Origin of the sequence: Ensifer sp. 22460, from assembly GCF_052044935.1 — a bacterium.
In the GTDB taxonomy this organism is placed as follows: Bacteria; Pseudomonadota; Alphaproteobacteria; order Rhizobiales; family Rhizobiaceae; genus Ensifer.
This window is the reverse complement of sequence record NZ_JBQENZ010000016.1, coordinates 137572-158436: the sequence shown is the minus strand read 5'-3', so window position 1 is coordinate 158436 and position 20865 is coordinate 137572. Positions and strand designations below refer to the sequence as shown.

Here is a 20865-nt window from a genome sequence, read left to right as displayed (position 1 = left end):
AAAGTCAGGACGGATCGTCGGCGTGTGAGGAGGTCAGCGAACGGTAAGGACGAAAATCGGTGAGAGTAGGGCTCGTCGAGCTGACTTTGCACGAGGTCCGCGTAGCTCCATACCGGCCAGCGGTCGTATCCGTGGCACCCCTGGTCACGGTGGCTCGTTCAAGTCCGTGAGATGCTGTCCAAAGGGCGCTGATTTTCTGCAGTTATTCTGGTGCTTCCTCTAATCGACTTCTAGAAATCCCTCGAGGATCGATCTGCGAGTCATTGTTGGCGCAGCCTACCGGTCCCGCACGTCGATCTTGCAAGCCTGAAGGCTTTGGCAGGATTGTCGAAAGATGCTCTTGCGTGATCACAATCTGCGTTAATGGGCGCAGCATTGGTCTCTCACGGAACGAGTCGGAGAGATATCCAGCCCCGCCAGTCCATGACATATCAGTTCGATCTGTTTTCGGCCCGGGAAGACAGCGGGGACCCTGCATTGGCCGGAGGAAACACACCAGGCGCTGACGGCGCTCATGGTGTGCGCGTTCTTCGATCACGCAAACTGCGTGGGGGTGCCTCACACCAGAAGGAAGCCGGTCATGATGCATGAGAAGATCGGCCCGCATGAGCGGAAGGCCGTCCTATAAGTTCGGTTGTCCACGGCTCACCAGGTTCTCCACAATCGCGAAAGCGGCGCCCTCCAATATTCCACGCGCGACCGGCTGGCAGCGCCTGGATAGTCGCACATCGACACTACCAACGGGGCGGGCGTCAACCAAGTGCTCATCTGCTGCTTTTTCGGCAGCAGGGAAGAACCGTTTCATGACGCCTTCCGTCCAGTGGAGGAGTGTTACTTGCCGGGGCGGCAGCAAGTTCTTTGGACGTACGCCCGGCGGCTTCGGTTATACTGCCTCCGGCCATTAACCTCTGCTGGTGTCCAAATATGGCGGACCTCGGATTAATTATTCAATAGTATAAAAGATTTCCGCTACGAATCCCCATGTACGTGGACAATTCTTGATGAGGTTGACAATTTCAGCATTGTTAATTATTCAAGAATGGAATAAACATGGGACATGGTACGATAGAGATGTGCTTTTTATCTATTGAACAACCATGCCACCCCGACGCTGGCTCGGTTGGGCGCTCGCAGCAATCGGTGGTCCGCGCGGCAAGGCGATCGTGCCACTAGAAAGTCCAAACCTTGATCATCCGCTTGGCCGTGTTTCCGATGGCTTGAATGCCGCGCCGATTGCGGGGTCGCACGACCCCTTTCGACAGGTCAACTTCGGTCGTCACCGGCGAAGCGGCCTGGATGCGCCCGACGAATTCGGAGGCCGTGCATTACCTCGCAAGCCTCGCTGCCAAAGTTGATAATACACCTCTGGAAGAATTAGGATTTATGGGAATACCCACTTGATGATGTGTGAGATGAAATTCCGACGCCATCCCCGACACGATAGTGGCTTGGATGGACTTTCAAGATTAACAAAGAAACCTCTTACCACGCGATAAACCGATAATTTCGAGAGGTATAATAAGTATGTCAAACAAGGTTGGGGCACCTCGGGAGATCAATACGGGCGAGTCGCGTGTGGCGCTGACACCTGACAGCGCCGTGCAACTTGCGAAACTTGGCTATAGCAGCATCATCGAAACGGGTGCTGGCGTTGCGGCTGGTTTCTCCGATGATGCCTATCGCGCCGCAGGCGTTGAGGTGGCCCCGTCGGCAGAGGCGCTGTGGGCTTCGGCAGATGTGGTCGTCAAGGTACGGCCGCCCGAACCGAGCGAGGTCGCGTATCTGTCTGCGGACAAGACGCTGATCTCGTTCTTTTATCCCGGCCAGAATACCGAGCTGCTGGAGCTTGCCAAGGCGAAGGGCGCCAACGTCATCGCCATGGACATGGTTCCGCGCATTAGTCGCGCCCAGAAGATGGATGCGCTGTCGTCGATGGCCAATATCGCCGGCTATCGCGCGGTGATCGAGGCCGGCAACAATTTCGGCCGGTTCTTCACCGGCCAGGTGACGGCGGCCGGCAAGGTGCCGCCGGCAAAGGTCCTGGTGATCGGTGCGGGCGTTGCCGGTCTTGCCGCGATCGGTGTCGCCACCTCGCTTGGTGCACAGACCTATGCCTTTGACGTGCGTCCCGAGGTTGCGGAACAGATCGAGAGCATGGGAGCCGAGTTCGTCTATCTCGATTTCGCCAATGGTGAGGGGGGAGGTCAGCAGGATGGCGCTGCCACCGGCGGCTATGCGGCCCCGTCTTCGCCGGAGTTCCGCGAGAAGCAGCTTGCCAAGTTCCGCGAGCTTGCGCCTCAGATCGATATCGTCATCACCACGGCGCTGATCCCCGGTCGCGACGCGCCGAAACTCTGGCTTGCCGACATGGTGGCTGCGATGAAGCCGGGATCGGTGGTGGTCGACCTTGCCGCCGAGCGCGGCGGCAACTGCGACCTGACCGTTGCCGACCAGCGCATCGTTTCCGACAACGGCGTCGTCGTCATCGGCTACACCGATTTCCCGAGCCGGATGGCCGCGCAAGCGTCCACACTCTATGCCACCAATATCCGCCATATGCTGACCGACTTGACGCCGGGCAAGGATGGCAAGCTCGTCCACAACATGGAAGACGACGTTATCCGTGGCGCGACCGTCACCTTCGAGGGGGCGATCACCTATCCACCGCCACCGCCGAAGATCGCGGCGATCGCGGCGCAGAAGCCGAAGGAGAAGGTGAAGGAACCGACGCCGGAGGAAAAGCGCGCCGCTGAGGCCGCAGCCTTCAAGGCGCAGACGAAGAGCCAGCTGGCGCTTCTCGCCGTCGGCACTGCCCTGCTGCTCATCGTCGGCGCCTATGCGCCGTCCGCCTTCATGAGCCACTTCATCGTCTTCGTGCTGGCCTGCTTCGTCGGTTTCCAGGTCATCTGGAACGTCTCGCACTCGCTGCACACGCCGCTGATGGCCGTCACCAACGCCGTCTCCGGCATCGTCATCCTCGGCGCGCTCCTGCAGATCGGCTCGGGGAGCTGGCTGGTGGTGGTGCTGGCAGCGCTCTCGGTGCTGATCTCAACGATCAACATCGTCGGCGGCTTCCTCGTCACCCGGCGCATGCTCGCCATGTTCCAGAAGTCGTGAGCGGGAGGAAACTGTCATGACCATCGGTATCGTTTCGGCCGCTTACATCGCGGCAGCAGTTCTCTTCATCCTTTCGCTCGGCGGTCTCTCGGGCCAGGAAAGCGCCAAGCGCGCCGTCTGGTACGGCATCGTCGGCATGGCGCTCGCCGTCATTGCCACGGTGTTCGGGCCTGACGTCGGCCACTGGTTCATCGTCGTGCTGATGATCGCCGGCGGCGCGGTGCTCGGCGCCTATGTCGCCGCCCGCGTACAGATGACGGAGATGCCGCAGCTCGTCGCGGCGCTCCACTCCTTCGTGGGACTTGCCGCCGTCTTCATCGGTTTCAACGCCCATATCGAGGCGGCTCATGTCGCCGGTCTCGACGAGGCCGCCCGCTCCGCGCTGACTGGTTTTGCGGCGATCCTCGCTCACAAGGAGCCGGTCGAATTGTCGATCATGAAGGTCGAGGTCTTCCTCGGCGTCTTCATCGGCGCCGTCACCTTCACCGGGTCGATTGTCGCCTTCGGCAAGCTCGCCGGCAAGGTCGACGGCAAGGCAAAGAAATTGCCGGGCGGGCATCTGCTCAACGCCGGGGCGGCCCTTCTTTCGCTCGTGCTGCTGGTGCTCTACGTCAATGGCGCCGGAACCTGGACGCTGCTGGTCATGACGCTCGCCGCCTTCTTCATCGGCTACCACCTGATCATGGGCATCGGCGGCGCCGACATGCCGGTGGTCGTGTCGATGCTCAACTCCTACTCCGGCTGGGCGGCCGCCGCCATCGGCTTCACGCTCGGAAACGACCTGTTGATCGTCACCGGTGCGCTCGTCGGCTCCTCGGGTGCGATCCTCTCCTACATCATGTGCAAGGCGATGAACCGCTCTTTCGTGTCGGTCATTCTCGGCGGCTTCGGCGCAACCACGGGTCCGGCCATGGAAATCACCGGCGAGCAGATCGCCATCGATGCCGATGGCGTGGCCGCAGCCCTCAACGACGCCGACAGCGTCATCATCGTGCCGGGCTACGGCATGGCGGTGGCGCAGGCCCAACAGTCGGTCTCGGAACTGACCCGCAAGCTGCGGGCTGCCGGCAAGAATGTGCGTTTCGCCATTCACCCGGTTGCCGGTCGTCTGCCGGGCCACATGAACGTGCTGCTTGCCGAGGCCAAGGTTCCCTACGACATCGTGCTGGAGATGGACGAGATCAACGAGGACTTCCACGAAACGGATGTCGTCATCGTCATCGGCTCCAACGACATCGTCAATCCGGCGGCCCTGGAGGATCCGAACTCGCCGATATCAGGCATGCCGGTGCTCGAAGTCTGGAAGGCCAAGCAGGTGTTCGTCTCCAAACGCGGGCAAGGCACCGGTTACTCCGGCATCGAGAACCCGCTGTTCTACAAGGACAACACTCGCATGTTCTATGGCGACGCCAAGAAGAGTATCGACCAGCTGCTGCCGGCGCTGGCATGAGCGGGGAATTCGCGATGAAAAAAGGGATCCCCGAAAAGTTGGAGCTCGATACGACCGCCTTGTGGCAGGAAAGGCCCGCGCCAAACAATGCAAGCGCGGCACGCACCTCCAACGGGATCGCTCCCGCCACCTAGGCCATCTCGCTCGCGTCGTAGCCGCCCGCTACGGGCAGAGTCGAATATGAAGTTCAGAGGTTTTGGCAGTGAAACTTGGTGAGTGACTGAAAACTGCGCTTTGAAAGACGATGCTTCGACGAACTAGTTCGTTTGATTGGCCGTTGCAATTCCGAAAATGGGCTGTGTGTTACATTTTTGCTTTTGTGAGATCAGTTGTAGGCAAAGCAACACTGCTCAAATCACCGTCCAGTTCCATAAACTACGTTATGCGATATGATATAACATAACATGTGGATGATTGATGAAAGCAAGTATGCTTCCCCCTTTTGAAAAGGCCTGCCTTCGGTGGGTGGCTCAAGGAAAGACACTCGCCGAAATCGCCTTGCTTGAGGGCAAGAGCATCTCTGAGATCGAGCTTTCCCTTGAGCGCGCCCTCGTGTCGCTTGAGGCAAAATCAATTGCGGAAGCCCTTAGGAAAGCAAACCTTTCTGAGTCCGATTGATTTGACAGGATCGCGATGTGGGTACCGCGTGAATGTGGGGATTGCCTCAGGTCTGTAAGCGCGAAAGCCGTGCGGCGAAGGTTGGGTCCCAAACGGAAGCAAGCCAATCCCGCTCCCTTTTGATGGCGTCCTGGCCCGGTTCCGGATCTTCCACGATCAACCCACGAGGGGTCCGCTAGCAAGCTGCGGCCGCTTCCGCTTCGCGTCGCGGTGATCGCGCCCGGACCCCGTGCCTTTTGAGGAGCCATCGAGCGGGAATTGGCCCGCTCCCGAAGGAGCCTCTCACATGTCGCACGATCTCTCTCTCGCCCAGTCCCACGCCTTCCAGCTCTCCCGTGACCTGATGGTCCCGGTGACCCTCTTCGAGGTCGACGGCGAATACGGCGTCCTTCCGTCCGACGAGATCGACGCCGACGACGACCTGGCGGTCGTGCATGAGTACATGCCCTGGCCGGCCCATTGAGCCGGCTTTACGCCCTTGGCGTGCCGCTTGCGAGCGGCAGGCCGCAAGGGAAGCTCCGCCGCGGCCGAGCGCTGGCTTGCATGATCCGACAATTGCATGCCCGCGCCCTTGCGGTCTTTGCTCTTCGCGGCCTGCCGAAAGGCGTCGGTGAACCAACGGGCAGGCAAGGATTATGGAGGCCGATCGCTGGGCGATCGGAAGAAAGATGAAGAGAAGAGAGATTGAAGCGCTGCGCGAGCAGGTCAGTTGTGCGGCGGTGCTTGAGCATGCCGGGTTTGCAATAGACGCGAAGGAGAGCACGCGGCGGGCGGTCAAGTTCCGGCGCGGCGGCGAGATCATTATCGTCACCTATGAAGGGCGCGGATGGTTCGACCCTCTGTCCGAAGCGAAGGGCGATGTGTTCCGGCTCGTCGAACACCTCGATCATGTCGGTTTTCTCGAAGGCGCCGGGCGGGTTGCAGATCTCGTCGGGTTTCAGATCACGGAGCCGGAGTGGCAGCCCGGAAGGGATGGCGAAAGATGTGACCTCTCGCTTCCCGATCGTTGGCAAGCTCGCCGCCGTCCCTGGCCGGATTCATCGACATGGCGCTACCTCAACGCTGAGCGTTACCTTCCAACCTTTTTGCTCAAAGCGGCGATCAAAGCGAACCTGCTGCGGGAAGGTCCACAAGGCAGCATGTGGGCGGCGCACAGAGACCATGCCGGGGTTCTGACCGGCTGGGAGTCGCGCGGTCGGCAATACCGGGGTTTTGCCTCCGGAGGAATGAAGGTCCTTTTCCGTCTCGGTTCAGACAGCGCATTACGCCTGGCTGTCACGGAAGCCGCAATCGACGCCATGAGCCTCGCGGCGATCGAAGGTTTGCGGGAGGGCACACTTTATCTCAGCACTGGTGGCGGCTGGTCGCCGACCACGGAGGCGGCGATGCGGGAGTTGGCTGCAAGGCCTGGCGTCCAGATGGTTGCGGCGACCGACGCCAATCCTCAGGGCGACATGTTTGCCGAGCGACTGCGGGCGCTCGCCGAGGATGCAGGCTGCGACTGGGCGCGGCTTCGGCCGCCCGAGGAGGATTGGAATGAAACCCTGAAGATCAGGGAGGAGGAAAAGAGGGAAAGGAAAGAAGGAGAAGGCGTGCCGGATTCGCGCCGCCCGCGTCAAGGGAGGCTGCGCCCGGCTTAAGCCGGCCCTTGACCCCGGCAGCTGCGATGCCGGCGGCCCGGAAGTGGTCATGAAGGACTGAAGAGGATGGCAAGGTCGTAAGGACAGTGCTGCGCTTCGGTCCGCCTCCGAAGGAGCCGCAGATGAACCCCTCTCCCGCAGTCCGAAAAGTCTTCCAGGGCACCGCAAATCGTTCGCAGATGTTCCGCATGTTCGACCGTCATCACCAACGGCCCAACCGCTGGGACGACGACGCCACGCCGCTCTATGCCGGCGAGTGGTTGGAGATCGGCGAGGCCGAGCACGACTATATGTTCGAAATCCTGCCGCCGCTCTGGATCCGCGGTTCGATGTTCGCGATGCGCGAGTTCCTCACCGGCTCGGTCACGAGTGTCTTCTTTGCACTCCGGATTGACGAAGCGATCCGCTATTTCCACGGCTATTGCGACCTTGCCGATCAAGCCTCCGTCGAGGCCATGCGCGTTGCGATTATCGAGCGCGAGAGCCGCCCGGTCCGGGCCATGACGCGCGAGGAACGGCTCGAGCATATCTGGAGCAGCACGGCGGACGACTATCGCGGCTATGCCGGCGAGCGCTGGCCGGAGGCCTCGCGCGGCAAACGCACGGTGATGCTCTACGGCGGGAAAGGCGGCACGTTTCTGAAGCTGCTGGAAGACCTCAGCGACGACGAGATCGCCGCGAAGCTGCCGGTGCAACTGCGCCACCTCCCCGCGCCGATCGCGGCTTGAGAGGAGCAACCATGCTCACCTTTCCGGTTGCATCCGTGCGCGAGGTGATCGCGCGTGGCCGCGCCGATGCCGAAGCCAATGGCGGCTTTCGCAACCCCTATTATGGACTGAAGCCTGGCAAGGACGAACAGCCGGGCGTCTTTCTGGTCGGAGATCAGGGGGTCTATCTCCTCTCGAACGGCAAGCTTGCCGGCGGCCAGAAGCCCTTCGTCGTCTATGCCGAGGAATGCAATCCTGCCACCAACGACGACTGGTTCGAGGTCAAGCGCCGGACGTTCGGTGGCGACGACGGTGTCGATTTCCTCGACGCCGGCCAGCTAGAGGCGATGATTGCGGCAAGCCCCAATGCCACGCATCTCCGCATCGCTTTCGTGGCCGACACCATGCAGCTGTTCTTGATCGGGCGCGACTAGCACTCGGTCGACCATAGCCGCGCCGCCCATGCAGGCGGCGGCACCTTCCACCTCTTCGCGTTCCCTCGACCGTCCCTTGCGGCGGCTCGATGACGCTCGCTCACAAGGAGCTTTCGATGAGCAACGATCCCTTCGGTCTCGATATATCAGGCAGCAGCGCATTGTCATCAGGCCTTGGTCTTGGCGTCACCGCGTTCGGCGGTTTTGCCGCCAATGACGACGAGCCCGATCCGACGCCGCCCTCTCCTACGCCTGCGCGGGCTCTGCCGGCGGCCAACCGGCCGCTCCCGCGAAAGCAGGGCCAGCGCGCCAACTTCTATCTCGACGACGGTGATCGCAAACTTGCCGCGACCTGGAAGGAAAGGGCGCGCATCAACGTTGCCGCGATCCTCACGGCACACGAACTCGAGAACCTGGACTTGCCCGCAACTCCGGAAGCCCAAGTGAGGCTGATCCGGTTCACCGGCTTCGGCGCCGGCGAACTGGCAAACGGCATGTTCCGGCGGCCGGGGGAAACCGACTTCCGTGACGGTTGGGACGATCTTGGTACATCGCTAGAATCGGCCGTCAGCGAGGGCGAATACGCGTCGCTTGCCCGATGCACGCAATATGCCCACTTCACGCCCGAGTTCATCATTCGCGCGATCTGGGCGGGCTTGCAGCGGCTAGGCTGGCGTGGCGGCCGCGTACTGGAACCGGGGATCGGAACAGGCCTGTTTCCGGCGCTGATGCCGAAAGAGTACCGCGGGTTGAGCTACGTCACCGGTGTCGAGCTCGATCCCGTCACCGCGCGCATCGTCAAACTGCTGCAGCCGAAGGCGCGCATCATCAATGGCGATTTCGCGCGTACCGACCTCAATGCGATTTACGATCTTGCCATCGGCAATCCGCCTTTCTCCGATCGGACGGTTCGCTCCGACCGGCACTATCGTTCGCTCGGTCTACGCCTCCACGACTACTTCATCGCTCGGTCGATCGATCTCCTGAAACCGGGAGCCCTGGCCGCCTTCGTCACCAGCGCCGGCACGCTGGACAAGGTGGATAGCACCGCACGCGAGCACATCGTCAAGTCCGCTGACCTGGTCGCCGCGATCCGACTGCCCGAAGGCAGTTTTCGGCGTGAGGCCGGTACGGATGTCGTGGTCGACATCCTCTTCTTCCGCAAGCGAAAGGCAGGCGAGCCGGAAGGTGACCTCTCCTGGCTCGACCTGCAGGAGGTCCGGCCAGCGATCGAGGACGAGGATGCAATCCGCGTAAACCGATGGTTCGCCCAGCATCCGGAGTTGGTGCTCGGCGATCACGCCCTGACCTCCGGCCCATTCGGCGAGACCTATACGTGCCGGCCACGCTCCGGCGAGGTGCTCGACGCGGCGCTGACGGCAGCGATCGCTCTTCTCCCGGAAGACCTCTATGACGGCGAGCCGACCGCCATCGACATCGATCTGGAGGACGAGCTTGCCGAGATCGTCGATCTGCGCCCCGACAATGCCAAGGTGCGCGAAGGCAGCTATTTCGTCGATGTCAGGCATGGCCTCATGCAGGTCGTTGACGGCGCACCGGTCGCGACGCATGTGCGCAAGGCTCGAAGCGCCGAGGGACTTTCGGAAAAGCACGTCCGCATCATTCGCAAGCTCATCCCGATCCGCGATGCGGTGCGCGAGGTCCTGAAAGCCCAGGAACTGGATCGCCCATGGCGCGACTGCCAAGTGCGGCTGCGGATCGCCTGGTCGAACTTTGTCCGCGACTTCGGGCCGATCAACCACACGACCGTTTCGGTGACCGAGGATCCTGAAACCGGAGAGGTGCGCGAAACGCATCGCCAGCCGAACCTGCAGCCATTTCGCGATGATCCCGATTGCTGGCTGGTCGCCTCCATCGAGGACTATGACCTCGAATGCGCAGCTCCGGCTCAAGGCGTTGCATCATCTCGATGTCCCATGGCTGCCCTCTCACATCGAGCAGCGCGAGGGCCGGATCGTGCGCCAGGGCAATCAGCACGATGAAGTCGATATCTTCGCCTATGCCACGCAAGGCTCGCTCGACGCTTCGATGTGGCAAAACAACGAACGCAAGGCCCGCTTCATTGCGGCAGCACTTTCCGGCGACACCTCGATCCGGCGGCTTGAGGATCTCGGCGAAGGGGCGGCCAATCAATTCGCGATGGCCAAGGCGATTGCCTCCGGCGACGAGCGGTTGATGCTGAAGGCAGGTCTCGAGGCGGACATTGCCCGGCTCGAACGACTGCGCGCCGCCCATGACGACGATCAATATGCGGTTCGCCGGCAGATCCGTGACGCCGAACGCGATATCGAGATCTCGGAGCGACGGATTGCGGAAGTCGGCAAGGACATCGATCGCCTTGTTCCGACGGCGGCCGACGCCTTTGCCATGACTGTCATCGGTGGGCTCTTCGACGAGCGGAAGGCCGCCGGTCGCGCCTTGATGAAGGAAATCCTCACGCTGGTCCAACTTCAGCAGGAGGGCGAAATCGCCATAGCCGCGATCGGCGGCTTCGATCTGGTCTATTCCGGCGAACGCTTCGGTAAGGGCGATGGCTATCGCTACACGACCTTGCTTCAGCGGACGGGCGCCGATTACGAGATCGATCTGGCAGTCACGGTGACGCCGCTTGGCGCGATCTCCCGCCTCGAACACGCGCTCGACGGATTTGAGGAAGAGCGGCAGCGTTATCGTCATCGACTGGACGAAGCCCACAGGCGGCTGGCTTCCTATCGCTCCCGCGAGGGCGGCGTGTTCGCCTTCGCCGAAGAACTTGCCGAGAAGCGCCGGCAGCTTCGGGAGGTCGAGGCCGCGCTTGCCGCGGAAGCGCGCAGTAGCGCCGAGCAAGACGCGCAGGCTGCGTGAGGGCAACGCGACCACCAAGAAGATCGGGGATCTGGGTGCAGTGCAGCATGTGCATGGCTGCATTGCACAATAAATGTTTCCCCTCTGATCAATAATAAGGCATTGTGCATATAGCTGATGCACATGGCGGTTTTCCTCCCAGTGCCGCCGCACCAGCTGTTCCCCTCTGGAGGTTTATTGACCTTCACACTTCATGGGCCGCGGTTTCCGCTGGCCCATTTTTTTTGTCCTATCCATCCAGCGCTGACGCGCTCATTTCCGTTCGCGACGCGAGAGGAAGGGAGAAAAGAAGGGGAGGAACCCGGTCGCAGATCGGTCCACCGGTCGCCGCTTCCGCTCAACCGCCGTCTCCGCATCCCGGCCACTCGTCCTTCGCAAGGCGCTTCGCACCCCGCTTGTCCTTCGCAGCCGGGATGCTCGACCGCAGTTGCACCCGGCCGCCCGCTCCGCGGTCCGGAAGGTGTCTTCAGGAAAGAATGAAGACTGGAAGGACCGGCAGGAGCCGCGTCCCAAATCCCGGAAAAAGGAGCATCCCATGTATCTCATGAAGGTCGATCCGCGTGCGCTGAAGGACAATCCCGACAACACGCGCCAGTCGAAGTCGACGCCGCAGGCGGACGCCCTGCTGCTGGCGACGATCAGGGCCGTCGGCATCATCCAGCCGCCCGTCGTCTTCCCGGAGCGCGACGGCGGCAATGGTTTCATCATCGAGGCGGGGCATCGCCGCCGGCGTCAGGCGGTTGCCGCGGGCATCGACGAGATCGAGGTCCTGGTGGTCGAGGCCGCCAACGACAACGGCGCCATGCGTTCGATGGTCGAGAATATCGCCCGCGAGCCGCTCAACCCGGTCGACCAATGGCGGGGGATCGAGCGTCTCGTCGCGCTCGACTGGACCGAGGAGGCCATTGCGGTCGCCCTGACCCTGCCGGTGCGTCAGATCCGCAAGCTCCGGCTCCTCGCCAACGTCCTGCCGGCCATGCTGGATCATATGGCGAAGGGCGATATGCCGTCGGAACCGCAGTTGCGCACCATCGCCGCTGCCGCGCTCGATGAGCAGAAGGAAGTGTGGAAGGCGCACAAGCCGAAGAAGGGCGATACGGCGTCGTGGTGGTCGGTTGCCAACGCGCTTTCGAAGAAGCGGATGTACGCCAGGGATGCCAGCTTCGGTGACGACCTGCGAGAAGCCTACGGCATTGAGTGGGTGGAAGACCTCTTCGCCCCGGCCGACGAGGACAGCCGCTACACCACCAATGTCGAGGCTTTCCTCGGCGCGCAGCAGGAGTGGATGACGATCAATCTGCCGAAGAAGGGCGCGATTGTCGAGGTCAACAACTATGGCCAGCCCGACCTGCCCAAGAAGGCCGAACGCGTCTATGGCAAACCCGGCAAGGGCGACAGCACCGCCATGTATCTCGATCGCGAGGGCAAGGTTCAGTCGGTGCACTACCGGATGCCGGAAGCCCGGAAGCCGAATGGGCAGACCGGCTCGTCTGCCGACGGTTCGACAGGGGCCGATGATGAGGAAATCTCGGTCTTGAAGACGCGTCCTGACGTCACGCAGAAGGGCTAGGACATGATCGGCGATTTCCGCACCGATGCGCTTCACGAAGCACTCGGCCGCGCGCCGATCGAGGACGACATGCTGATGGCCTTGCTCGTGCTCGCCTTCTCCGGCCAAAACGTTCGTGTCGATTCCGGCGCCAACGATACTGTGTTCGGGGCCAAGCGCATGCAGCGCCACGCTGCCCGGCTCTTCTCCGAAGACGGCAGGCTCTCGTTCGACATGGAGACGGTTCGCGTCGCTGCCCGGTCCATCCTGGTCGAGGTCCTGTCGTGCCGGCGCAACATTTCGAACAGCGGCGTGGTCTCGCGCATCGCCGGCGAGGCGATCGGCGCCGATGGCTTCCTGCCGAACATGGGCACAGAGGATTTTCTCGTGTGCCTGTCGCGGCAGGCGCTCGAGGCGGCGGCAAAGGAGGCGAATGTGTATCCCCGTCCGCGGGTGCGCGAAACCCGTGCGGCCCTTGTCGATCATTTCAAGGACGTCCAGTTCGTGCATCCGGCGGCTCTCTTTTCGCCCGATGCGAAGGACGTTGCCGAATTGGTCAAGCATGCCGACCATCTCGACGATGATCGCGATGGTGATCCCGCGGGTGGCTCAGACACCGATGACGGTATCTCCTCGTCCAACGTTGCTGATCCGGATGCCGAGCAGTTCGAAGAGCCGGCAGACGGGTCCGAGAACACAGACGCGGACGAAACCGCCTATGGCATCGCGGCGGAATAGCCGCATTTCCACATCCAGCTTCACCGATCCCGCCGCCGGCCATCACCGGCGGCGCTTTCGTTTTCACAATCCGCAAAACCTGAAGGAGAAAGCGCATGTCTGCGTCCTTGATCTATGATCTCGCCCCAATTGGCTCCATCGTCGCCTGGTCGGACGGCACGCCGCGCCCGCCGGAACGCCACAAGAAAAAGCTGGCAGCCTGGGAGAACCGTAACAGCAAGGGTCGCTTGATCCGCAAGCAGGGCAAGCGCGGCATCGGCAATGTCAGCCTGTCGCCGGATTTTACCCTTCATGAAGGCGGCTTTGGCGCGGGCGGCGTGATTGCCATCCGCATTCACCGGACCTTCTCGCTCGACAGCGATCTCGCCTTCAAGGTGATCGAGCGGCCCGCGCTGGGATCCGTCCGTGTGTTCGACCGCGCTGGTGCAAACGCGGAACTCGTCCATCTGGCGGACAATCGGCAGGCAGCCGAGGCATGGCTGAGCCGGCATGGCTATCCCAATGCCGTGCTCGAGGAGGTGACCGCCGACGAGGTTGCCGCCGATCATGTCGAAGGGAGGGCCGCGGCATGAATACGCTCGTCTCCCAATCCTCCGAACTCTCCACCCCTGAACCTTCAGGGGTGGAGTTTGGTCGAAGTGCCGATGGCTTGCCTGTTGCGCGCATCGGCGATCTCGTCTTCGCGATGGTGCCGGCGCGTGACGGCCACTATTTCCTCGCCAGCGCCTGGCGCATGACGCGGCCTCTCTCCGACCTAAAGCGCGACGACTTCCATTCGCACCACGGCTCAGTCGAGGATGAAACCGCCTTCCGAGACCGCATGGTTGAGCAGGCGGAACATTGCCGTGAGTTTCGGGCGCTTGCTCGCCAGTCCGTCCGAATGAATTGCAGCACGCCCTGGGGCTCTTCCCAAGGGGCCACTATCTATGCCGACGGGATTGTCTCCCACACCACGGCCGGACATGGCGGCTTCAAGTTGTCCGCCCCCCACAACGCCTCGGTCCACCCGACGCTGCGGGCGGATGATGGCTGGTACGAGGAAGACGCCGCATGGGCGATCGTGGCGCTGACCTTTCCGGATTTGTTCACGCGCTATGAGCGGAAGTGCGCTGACAAGACGGTCCGGGACACCTGGCCGGACGCTTGGGAAGCGATCCATGGTCGCTCGCTCCTGCCTGGCGAATCTCACGAGAAAGACGGCCAGGCATTCGTGCAGGTGCATGCCGGGGACTGGATCGTTATCTCGGCACTTCGTTCCGACCATCATCCCGGCATGACCGAGGTAATTGCCACCATTGGCGGTAAGCGCGACGAACGGGCGGAAGAAGGCCGTTTCCTGGTGCCGAGCGACGATTACGCTGTCGGCCGGTTTGGTTTCGTCATCGATGAGACGAAGCATGCTGCCTATGATGGCCCATCCAGCTTCGCCAGCTGGCGTGGGAGGGCCGCGTAATGTTCGGTTTCGCAAAACACGCCTCACAGCTCACCCGCATGGAAGCGGCGCGGCGGCAGACGCAGCATCAACTGGAACTGATCGATCGCCAGATCACGCGCCGAATGACCGCGCTCCTTCCGCTGCTTGGCCGGCGTCACGCGGGCTACCGTCGAGGCAAGCCGCCAGAGCCAGCTGCTTTCCTCGAACGCTACCGGTCGAACCTGGCGGCGCTGACCGCCGAGCGTCAACCGGAGGTCGATGCGCTCACGCGCAAACTTGTCCGGCAGGACGCCGCCATCGCGGCCATGCGGGCGCGCCGTCGGCTGCCCTTGCATCGGGTACGGGGTGGGAGTGTCCCAAGAGGAGGTGACCGCCCATGAGCACGATTGGCGAACTCGAGCGAAGGGCCGGTATCGGCTCCTCGCCTGAAGATCGGACAGCGTTCTGGATCCGCTTCCATCATCTCGAAGGGGCTGAATGCCTGAGGGCCGGTGTGGCGGAGCTCAACAGGCTGATTGCCGAGAAGGAGGCAACGCCGGTCGCGGCAAGCAATGGCACTGCGACGCGACACAAGAGGGAGAGGCTTCCGCCCTTGACCGAAGGGGAGGAGGAGGCGCTTCAGGCTTATGCCGCCAAGCACGGCCGGCGATGGAAGAGCGTTCTCAACCATGTCTGGATGGGTGGCGCTCCATATGACGACGGGGGCACGTTGCGCCGCCTGCGCAATTCGCACGGTCCGTCCTGGCTTCACTCCTATCGTCTGCCGAAGCCGCGCCCCGGCGAAAAGGCGGGTTCAGAGCCCCAGCCGGACGTGCCGGAAACATGATTCGCCGGTCAGTGTGCAGGGCTCCGGCGTCCAGCCCAGCCCCTGCAATACTCAATGCCGCGACCGCCTCTCTGGCAGTTGTGAGCCGGGTCCGCGGGGTGGCACTCCTCGAGCGGCTGCCTGCTTCAGGTGGGATCCGAGGGCTGCGGCTCGCTGAGGGCTTCCTGTTCAACGACGTCCATCGCCGGACCAGTTCCTTGCCGGCCTCCCTTCGGTTTTGTTGCGGTCTGAACCGGCGGCCGTCCGTTTCAAGGCCGCTATCGCGCCGCGGGGCGGCCGGACCACGCCGTCTTCTTCAAAGCAGGGCCGCGCGCCGCGCGAGGTCAATTTGACCTGCTTGCGCGCAGCCCGGCTCTGCTCGTCCTGGCGGGTCCGGACCCTGAAACGCCCGTCTTCTGCCGGCTCCTTTTGACCGCACCGAAGGGCAGACCGGCAAGGGCCGGAACCGCTTCGGAGGACAGCATGAAAGGAACAGCCCATGGCAAAGCCCGCAACCCAATCCCGCCACTCCGCCCGCGTCGTGCCGCTTCGAAAGGGCGCCACACTCGAAATGGTCCGGCTCACCTGCCCTGACGCCGCCCAGGCGATGGCGATCGCCGAAAGCTTCGGCACGGCCGTGATCGACGGCGACGGGATCCGCGACCTGCACGAACGCCTGATCATCGAAACTGCCGAGAGCCTCTCGGAAGGCCTTGGCGAACGGGCGATGCAGATCCACCTCCAGCGCATCGTCGGCGCCTATGTCGGATCCGCCCATGGCGCCGGACAATTCTATTCCCGTGCCGTCAGCGAGGCACGCGACGCCACCGCCAAGGCAGCTAATGACGCACGCGACGAGGATCTCGATGGTCCGGTTGGCTACGACAGCGCCGCCCAGCGCAAGCGCGAATTCGCAGCCGACATGGGCGTCCAGGCCCATTCCCTTCGGATGGCCGCGGAAGGTGCCGTTGCCGCCTACGAGCAGATCGTTGGAGAGGTCTGGAAGCCCTTCGATCGCCCGGTTGAAAATCCCGGCGCATCGCTCGACCGCAAGGCGGCATCCGCACAGTTGGCGGCCTTCGACTGACCGCAACGGCGGGGCTTTGGCCCCGCCTCCTCTTCTCTTTCCGATCGACAGCTGGTCCGCCCGGGCCAGCCTTTCGCATGTCGAAGGCAAAGAAAGAAGATGATCAGCTTGCCCGCCATCACGGACCCGTCCGGCTTCGGTCCTGCCGGGGTCGGGGGATTGAGCCGCAAGGGCTTCGCCCTCCTCCACATACGTTCCGGCGCGTTCGCGTGCGCCCTCCCCTCGGCCCCGGCCCTTGGACCGCCGTAACGGGGCCGCGATCGGCGCGGCCCGGAAAATGGAGGTATGGAAAAATGAGCAGGGTACCAGACGCGCAACGTGTGGACATCTATGGCCGGATCACCGACCGGATTGTCGAGGACCTGGCCCATGGCGTCAAGCCGTGGATGAAGCCATGGCACGACCGCAACATGAGAGAGCGGATCACCCGTCCGCTCCGGCACAACGGGCAGCCCTACTCGGGCATGAATGTACTGCTGCTGTGGTCGGAAGGCATGGCGCGCGGCTTCTCGTCGCCGATGTGGATGACGTTCAAGCAGGCGCTTGAGCTCGGCGCGGCCGTCCGCAAAGGCGAGACCGGGTCGACCGTCGTTTTCGCCAGCCGCTTTACCAAGACCGAAGCCGATGGCAGCGGCGGTGAGATCGACCGGGAAATCCCGTTCTTGAAAGCGTACACGGTCTTCAATGTCGAACAAATCGATGGTCTGCCCGACCATTATCACCATCGACCGGCGCCTGTTGCCGATCCTGTCCAACGGATCGAAAATGCAGATCGCTTCTTTCGCAACACGGGTGCCGTTATCCGCCACGGCGGCACACAGGCATATTATTCACCGGTTACGGATCACATCCAGATGCCGCCATTCGAGAGCTTTCGGGACGCGGAATCATACGTTGCCACGGTCAGCCATGAAAGTTGCCATTGGACTGCGCATCCCGATCGTGTCGGCCGCGATCTCAGCCGTTATGCTAAGGACAAAACGGAGCGCGCCCGAGAGGAGCTGATCGCCGAGCTCGGCAGCTGCTTCCTAAGCGCCGACCTCGGCATTGTACCGGAGCTCGAGCCACGGCCCGATCACGCGTCTTACCTCGCCTCGTGGTTGACCGTGCTTTCCGAAGACAGGCGAGCGATTTTTCAGGCGGCCGCTCATGCGCAGCGGGCAGTCAACTTCCTGCACGGTCTGCAGCCGGATGCTGCCGAGGAGAAAGTCGCGGCCTAGAAATCAGAGTCGGTCGTTGTCGCCGCCAACGGCCGACATCTCTCTCGGCTCTCTATCCGTTGGCGTTCCCTGTTCTGGTGTCAGGTCCAGCTTGCCCCAGATCGAGGTTTTGCGGTCAGTCGATTTGAGCTTTCGCGATTGCTTGATTTCGATGGTAAACGGCTTTGTCTGCTGATGCATATATCCTCCAGGCGACGAATCGCGCGCACACGATACCGGGTTGTTTATTGGAGGCAACTCCCAGGCCGGCCGGTCCGTCGTCGCCGAACTAACGGCCCGGACATTGGGAGAGAGCAACGGTCTCACCACAGCAATGGTCCGCTTGGGTGGGGCGGTGGCACGTTGCCATCGCCGCGTTCCTCGGATCCATCGGCATAGGCCACGTCCTCCGCGGGCTCGATGAGGCATGTCTGATCGGAGAGCGGCTTCGCCTCGATCGTCTTACCGCAACGGCCATCCAAAACTTTCTTCCCCTGCCGGAACCCACCCCACTCGACAAATCGAGTGGGGACCCCAGGTCGCCGCCATTCCTCGCGCGGCAACAAAGTTTCTCCCGGCCGCCCTCCATTCCATTCCGGCCCTGCGGGTGCGGTCCGATCGTCCCCGATCCTTGCGACAGCCATCGAGGCCGCGAAGGGCGCGGCCCGAAACCAACGAAAGGAACACCACAATGGCAACCATCGGCACCTTCACCTCCACCGAAACCGGCTTCAACGGCTCGATCCGCACGCTCGCCCTCAACGTCAAGGCTCGCATCGCCCGCGTCGAAAACCCCTCCGACAAGGGTCCGCACTTCCGCATCTACGCCGGCAATGTCGAGCTCGGCGCGGCATGGCAGAAGCGCTCCACCGAGACGGATCGCGATTACCTCTCGGTCAAGCTGGACGATCCGAGCTTCCCCGCTCCGATCTACGCAACCCTCACCGAAGTCGAAGGCGAGGACGGCTACCAGCTGATCTGGTCCCGCCCCAACCGGGACTGAGATCCGGAACGGCCCCGCCCGCGAGGCGGGGCCAATCGGCCGAATTGAGAAACCGGAAGCGGGCGTCGAGCCCGCTTCCGGTTTTCCTGGTGCCATACGGGACCGGAAATGTCTGTTCAGATCGCTTCAGTGTGCCGTGCCGGCATGGCGGCCTCAAGGACGAGTGGTCAACCCCCAATTTTGCCTCCGCTGCGGTTCCCGCCGCTCCAACAAAATCGGCTCCCCCACCCGCCGCCGCTGGCGGTCGCGTACGCGATCCCTGACCCCGCCATCCCGTCCCGCCCCGCATCGTCGTCTTTCACGAACTCAAGGAGATGAGACGATGACGATCGAACAGCACATCGAGGAGCTGCGGCTGGAATTGAAGAACGCATGGGACGTGGCCGAGCGGCGCCAGATCGAGACGGAGCTGCGACTCGCCGAGGCTGATCTCGCCGTCATGCTTGCGGAACAGGAGGGTGCCGTCGACGTCGAGCCGCCATTCTGAGGCGGCTCATTTGTCCTCTTATCTGAGCCGGTCCGCCGGATCGACCGGCCTCCCGGCTGTCAGGGATTTCACCCCTCAACGCTCCCCTCCGGCTCCCGCCGGATACGGTCGCGGCCCCTGCGGGTCCGCGGGTCTGTTCTCTTTCTTCCGTCCTAATTTACTCCAGCAAATCCGGCGTCAAGGACGGCGCGGTCTCCCCCAATTTTTCCGCCGCTCCCGTTGCACTTCTCTTCAGAAAAATCGGCTCCCCCGCTTGCTAGTCGCGTACCACGATCCTTGACCCCTCTTTGCTACAGAGTGGCCGATCTCCGTCATCAACGAAGGAGATCACATTATGACAACCGATCAGAACCTCATGCTCTACACCAAGCTTGCCGGTTTCCGGCTCGTCGTCCTCGCAAACCGGTTCGGCTGCGACAGCGAGTTCTCGCGAGACCTTAATGACCGCCTGGTTGAAGGGCTGGAGGCAGCAATTGGCCGCGTGCGGATCATCATGTCGTTGGAGCGGAGCGTTCTCGCCGGAGAGGACGAGTTCGCCGAGTATCAGTTGGATGGGGAGACCGAAATATTCGGGCGCTTTCGCATCAGCTTGCTGGACGATCTCGAAATCGATTTCGACACGTACGAATACCGCATCAACGGCGGCGATTGGGCGATCGCTTTGACGGCGGACTATACCGGCGTCGACATCGACTATCCGGAGCTGATCGCACTCACCGACGACGAACTCGGCTCACTTGCGCCGATCATCGAGGGTATCACGTCGGAAACCGGGATCGCGGTGAATGCGTCCCGTGCCAGCTACATCAGGTGCGGGGGATCCTGATCGGTCCTTCGGTGCGGTCTCGATAATCCGAGGAGCGCGAGGGCAGCGTCTCAGTTGAGACTCTTCCTTTCGACTCGGCTGTCATCTCTCATCGGGGATGTTGCAGCCCGTCCGTCACGACGCAACCTGCCGCCGCCAGAATTTTCCCCGCCGCGGCGCGGCTCCTCGCGAAACAAAATTCAGTCGACGCCACGTCCTCCACTTCGTTGCGGCCCCTCGGGGTGCGTCCCTCCTTTCCGGTCTGCCGGCTATCCCCGCGATGACCGCAATTCGAAAGGAGAAATACCATGCAACAGCTCGCCCAATTCCTCGCCGCCACCGGCCGCCGGCTCCGCACCCTCGGCAAGGTGCTCAGCCACTTCTTCCGCAAGGGAAAGCTCGGCCTCAAGCTCGCGATCAAGATCCCGTTCCTCGTCGAGATTGAAGTATCGTTCGAGACTGACTGGAACCGGCGCCGCTGAGGCGCTTTCGAAGCCCGCTTCGGCGGGCTTCTCTCATTTCGACATCGAAGCGCGCGGACGATAGCCGCGTTTTCGCTTTTGTCGGAGCAGGTCGAGAAACAGTCGGACTGCTTCTTCTTCCCGACCGAAATGGTGGACCATCATCTGTCCCTTGGTGCCAATGCGGCCCCACTTGCGCAGCAGGCAGACGTCTCCGAAGAGGTTGGGTTCGATTGACATGGCGTAGTAGCGGGCCATGTTCTTCGAGGCGTCCGAGCGTTCGACATAGAGATGATAAGGCTGCGAGATCATGGGCGAAGAATCGCTGATCGCGGAAAGCCCGTCCAACGACACTTATGAATCAATCGCCATGGATCGATTCACATCGGTGATGATACCGGAAAAGCCGTAACAGGCTTGGGCGAGTCGCCTTCGCGCACGGCTCTACTCGCTCACGCTCCCCGA

At 62.4% G+C, this 20865-nt stretch carries 19 protein-coding genes and 3 pseudogenes; 19 read left to right on the top strand and 3 right to left on the bottom strand.

The window, feature by feature from the left end; genetic code table 11:
* Nucleotides 1-1524 precede the first annotated feature (1524 nt).
* From ACTJKM_RS20525 to ACTJKM_RS20470, 12 genes and pseudogenes are all read left to right on the top strand, one after another.
* Complete coding sequence (locus ACTJKM_RS20525) at nucleotides 1525-3117, top strand: Re/Si-specific NAD(P)(+) transhydrogenase subunit alpha (RefSeq protein WP_440637124.1); 1593 nt, start codon at nucleotides 1525-1527, stop codon at nucleotides 3115-3117.
* 16 nt (nucleotides 3118-3133) lie between these two features.
* On the top strand, nucleotides 3134-4567 hold the full coding sequence (locus ACTJKM_RS20520) for an NAD(P)(+) transhydrogenase (Re/Si-specific) subunit beta (RefSeq protein WP_440637122.1): 1434 nt from the start codon (nucleotides 3134-3136) through the stop codon (nucleotides 4565-4567).
* Between the two features lie 417 nt (nucleotides 4568-4984).
* Nucleotides 4985-5185 (top strand): LuxR C-terminal-related transcriptional regulator, encoded by a 201-nt coding sequence (locus ACTJKM_RS20515; RefSeq protein WP_427143198.1) that lies wholly within the window; start codon nucleotides 4985-4987, stop codon nucleotides 5183-5185.
* A gap of 286 nt (nucleotides 5186-5471) precedes the next feature.
* On the top strand, nucleotides 5472-5648 hold the full coding sequence (locus ACTJKM_RS20510) for a hypothetical protein (RefSeq protein ID WP_183940258.1): 177 nt from the start codon (nucleotides 5472-5474) through the stop codon (nucleotides 5646-5648).
* Between the two features lie 172 nt (nucleotides 5649-5820).
* Nucleotides 5821-6825, top strand: a complete 1005-nt coding sequence (locus tag ACTJKM_RS20505) for a DUF3991 and toprim domain-containing protein (protein WP_440637119.1) — start codon at nucleotides 5821-5823, stop codon at nucleotides 6823-6825.
* A gap of 122 nt (nucleotides 6826-6947) precedes the next feature.
* Nucleotides 6948-7553, top strand: coding sequence for a DUF1419 domain-containing protein (locus tag ACTJKM_RS20500; RefSeq protein WP_440637117.1), 606 nt, complete (start codon nucleotides 6948-6950; stop codon nucleotides 7551-7553).
* Between the two features lie 11 nt (nucleotides 7554-7564).
* The gene (locus ACTJKM_RS20495; RefSeq protein WP_427143201.1) at nucleotides 7565-7966 is read left to right on the top strand and encodes a DUF3085 domain-containing protein; all 402 of its coding nucleotides are present in this window, start codon (nucleotides 7565-7567) and stop codon (nucleotides 7964-7966) included.
* Nucleotides 7967-8082: 116 nt separating this feature from the next.
* Nucleotides 8083-9861 (top strand): annotated as a pseudogene (locus tag ACTJKM_RS20490) (lactate dehydrogenase); the annotation flags it as partial.
* Nucleotides 9860-10831: pseudogene (locus tag ACTJKM_RS20485) on the top strand (lactate dehydrogenase); the annotation flags it as partial. The pseudogenes ACTJKM_RS20490 and ACTJKM_RS20485, both read left to right, overlap by 2 nt.
* A gap of 535 nt (nucleotides 10832-11366) precedes the next feature.
* Nucleotides 11367-13118, top strand: a pseudogene (locus tag ACTJKM_RS20480) (ParB N-terminal domain-containing protein).
* A gap of 95 nt (nucleotides 13119-13213) precedes the next feature.
* Nucleotides 13214-13690 carry a hypothetical protein gene (locus tag ACTJKM_RS20475; protein ID WP_427143203.1) on the top strand — a complete coding sequence of 159 codons (477 nt, stop codon included), beginning with the start codon at nucleotides 13214-13216 and terminating at the stop codon, nucleotides 13688-13690.
* Nucleotides 13687-14571 (top strand): DUF7007 domain-containing protein, encoded by an 885-nt coding sequence (locus ACTJKM_RS20470; protein WP_427143204.1) that lies wholly within the window; start codon nucleotides 13687-13689, stop codon nucleotides 14569-14571. The genes ACTJKM_RS20475 and ACTJKM_RS20470 overlap by 4 nt, the downstream gene beginning before the upstream one ends.
* 23 nt (nucleotides 14572-14594) lie before the next feature.
* Here the strand turns inward: ACTJKM_RS20470 and ACTJKM_RS20465 are convergent, their stop codons facing one another.
* Nucleotides 14595-14888 carry a hypothetical protein gene (locus ACTJKM_RS20465; protein WP_440637115.1) on the bottom strand — a complete coding sequence of 98 codons (294 nt, stop codon included), beginning with the start codon at nucleotides 14886-14888 and terminating at the stop codon, nucleotides 14595-14597.
* A 41-nt stretch (nucleotides 14889-14929) separates the two neighbouring features.
* Between ACTJKM_RS20465 and ACTJKM_RS20460 the strand changes: the two genes are divergently transcribed.
* The 3 genes from ACTJKM_RS20460 to ACTJKM_RS20450 all read left to right on the top strand — a co-directional run bounded on the left by ACTJKM_RS20460 (nucleotide 14930) and on the right by ACTJKM_RS20450 (nucleotide 17665).
* Nucleotides 14930-15379, top strand: a complete 450-nt coding sequence (locus ACTJKM_RS20460; RefSeq protein ID WP_427143206.1) for a hypothetical protein — start codon at nucleotides 14930-14932, stop codon at nucleotides 15377-15379.
* Between the two features lie 478 nt (nucleotides 15380-15857).
* Nucleotides 15858-16445, top strand: a complete 588-nt coding sequence (locus ACTJKM_RS20455; RefSeq protein ID WP_427143207.1) for a hypothetical protein — start codon at nucleotides 15858-15860, stop codon at nucleotides 16443-16445.
* Between the two features lie 293 nt (nucleotides 16446-16738).
* On the top strand, nucleotides 16739-17665 hold the full coding sequence (locus ACTJKM_RS20450; RefSeq protein ID WP_440637134.1) for an ArdC family protein: 927 nt from the start codon (nucleotides 16739-16741) through the stop codon (nucleotides 17663-17665).
* A gap of 3 nt (nucleotides 17666-17668) precedes the next feature.
* On the opposite strand, the gene ACTJKM_RS20445 is transcribed toward ACTJKM_RS20450, so the two are convergent.
* Nucleotides 17669-17845, bottom strand: a complete 177-nt coding sequence (locus ACTJKM_RS20445) for a hypothetical protein (RefSeq protein ID WP_427143209.1) — start codon at nucleotides 17843-17845, stop codon at nucleotides 17669-17671.
* Between the two features lie 490 nt (nucleotides 17846-18335).
* On the opposite strand from ACTJKM_RS20445, the gene ACTJKM_RS20440 reads away from it, so the two are divergent.
* The 4 genes from ACTJKM_RS20440 to ACTJKM_RS20425 all read left to right on the top strand — a co-directional run bounded on the left by ACTJKM_RS20440 (nucleotide 18336) and on the right by ACTJKM_RS20425 (nucleotide 20421).
* Complete coding sequence (locus ACTJKM_RS20440) at nucleotides 18336-18647, top strand: DUF736 domain-containing protein (protein WP_440637112.1); 312 nt, start codon at nucleotides 18336-18338, stop codon at nucleotides 18645-18647.
* Nucleotides 18648-18969: 322 nt separating this feature from the next.
* A complete protein-coding gene (locus tag ACTJKM_RS20435; RefSeq protein WP_440637110.1) occupies nucleotides 18970-19134 on the top strand; it encodes a hypothetical protein in 165 nt (54 codons plus the stop codon).
* A gap of 334 nt (nucleotides 19135-19468) precedes the next feature.
* Nucleotides 19469-19960 (top strand): hypothetical protein, encoded by a 492-nt coding sequence (locus tag ACTJKM_RS20430; RefSeq protein ID WP_427143211.1) that lies wholly within the window; start codon nucleotides 19469-19471, stop codon nucleotides 19958-19960.
* 287 nt (nucleotides 19961-20247) lie between these two features.
* The gene (locus ACTJKM_RS20425) at nucleotides 20248-20421 is read left to right on the top strand and encodes a hypothetical protein (RefSeq protein ID WP_427143212.1); all 174 of its coding nucleotides are present in this window, start codon (nucleotides 20248-20250) and stop codon (nucleotides 20419-20421) included.
* Nucleotides 20422-20454: 33 nt separating this feature from the next.
* Here ACTJKM_RS20425 and ACTJKM_RS20420 read toward each other — a convergent pair whose 3' ends face one another.
* Entirely contained in the window at nucleotides 20455-20712 is a 258-nt protein-coding gene (locus tag ACTJKM_RS20420) for a WGR domain-containing protein (RefSeq protein ID WP_427143242.1), read from the bottom strand.
* Between the last annotated feature and the right edge of the window lie 153 nt (nucleotides 20713-20865).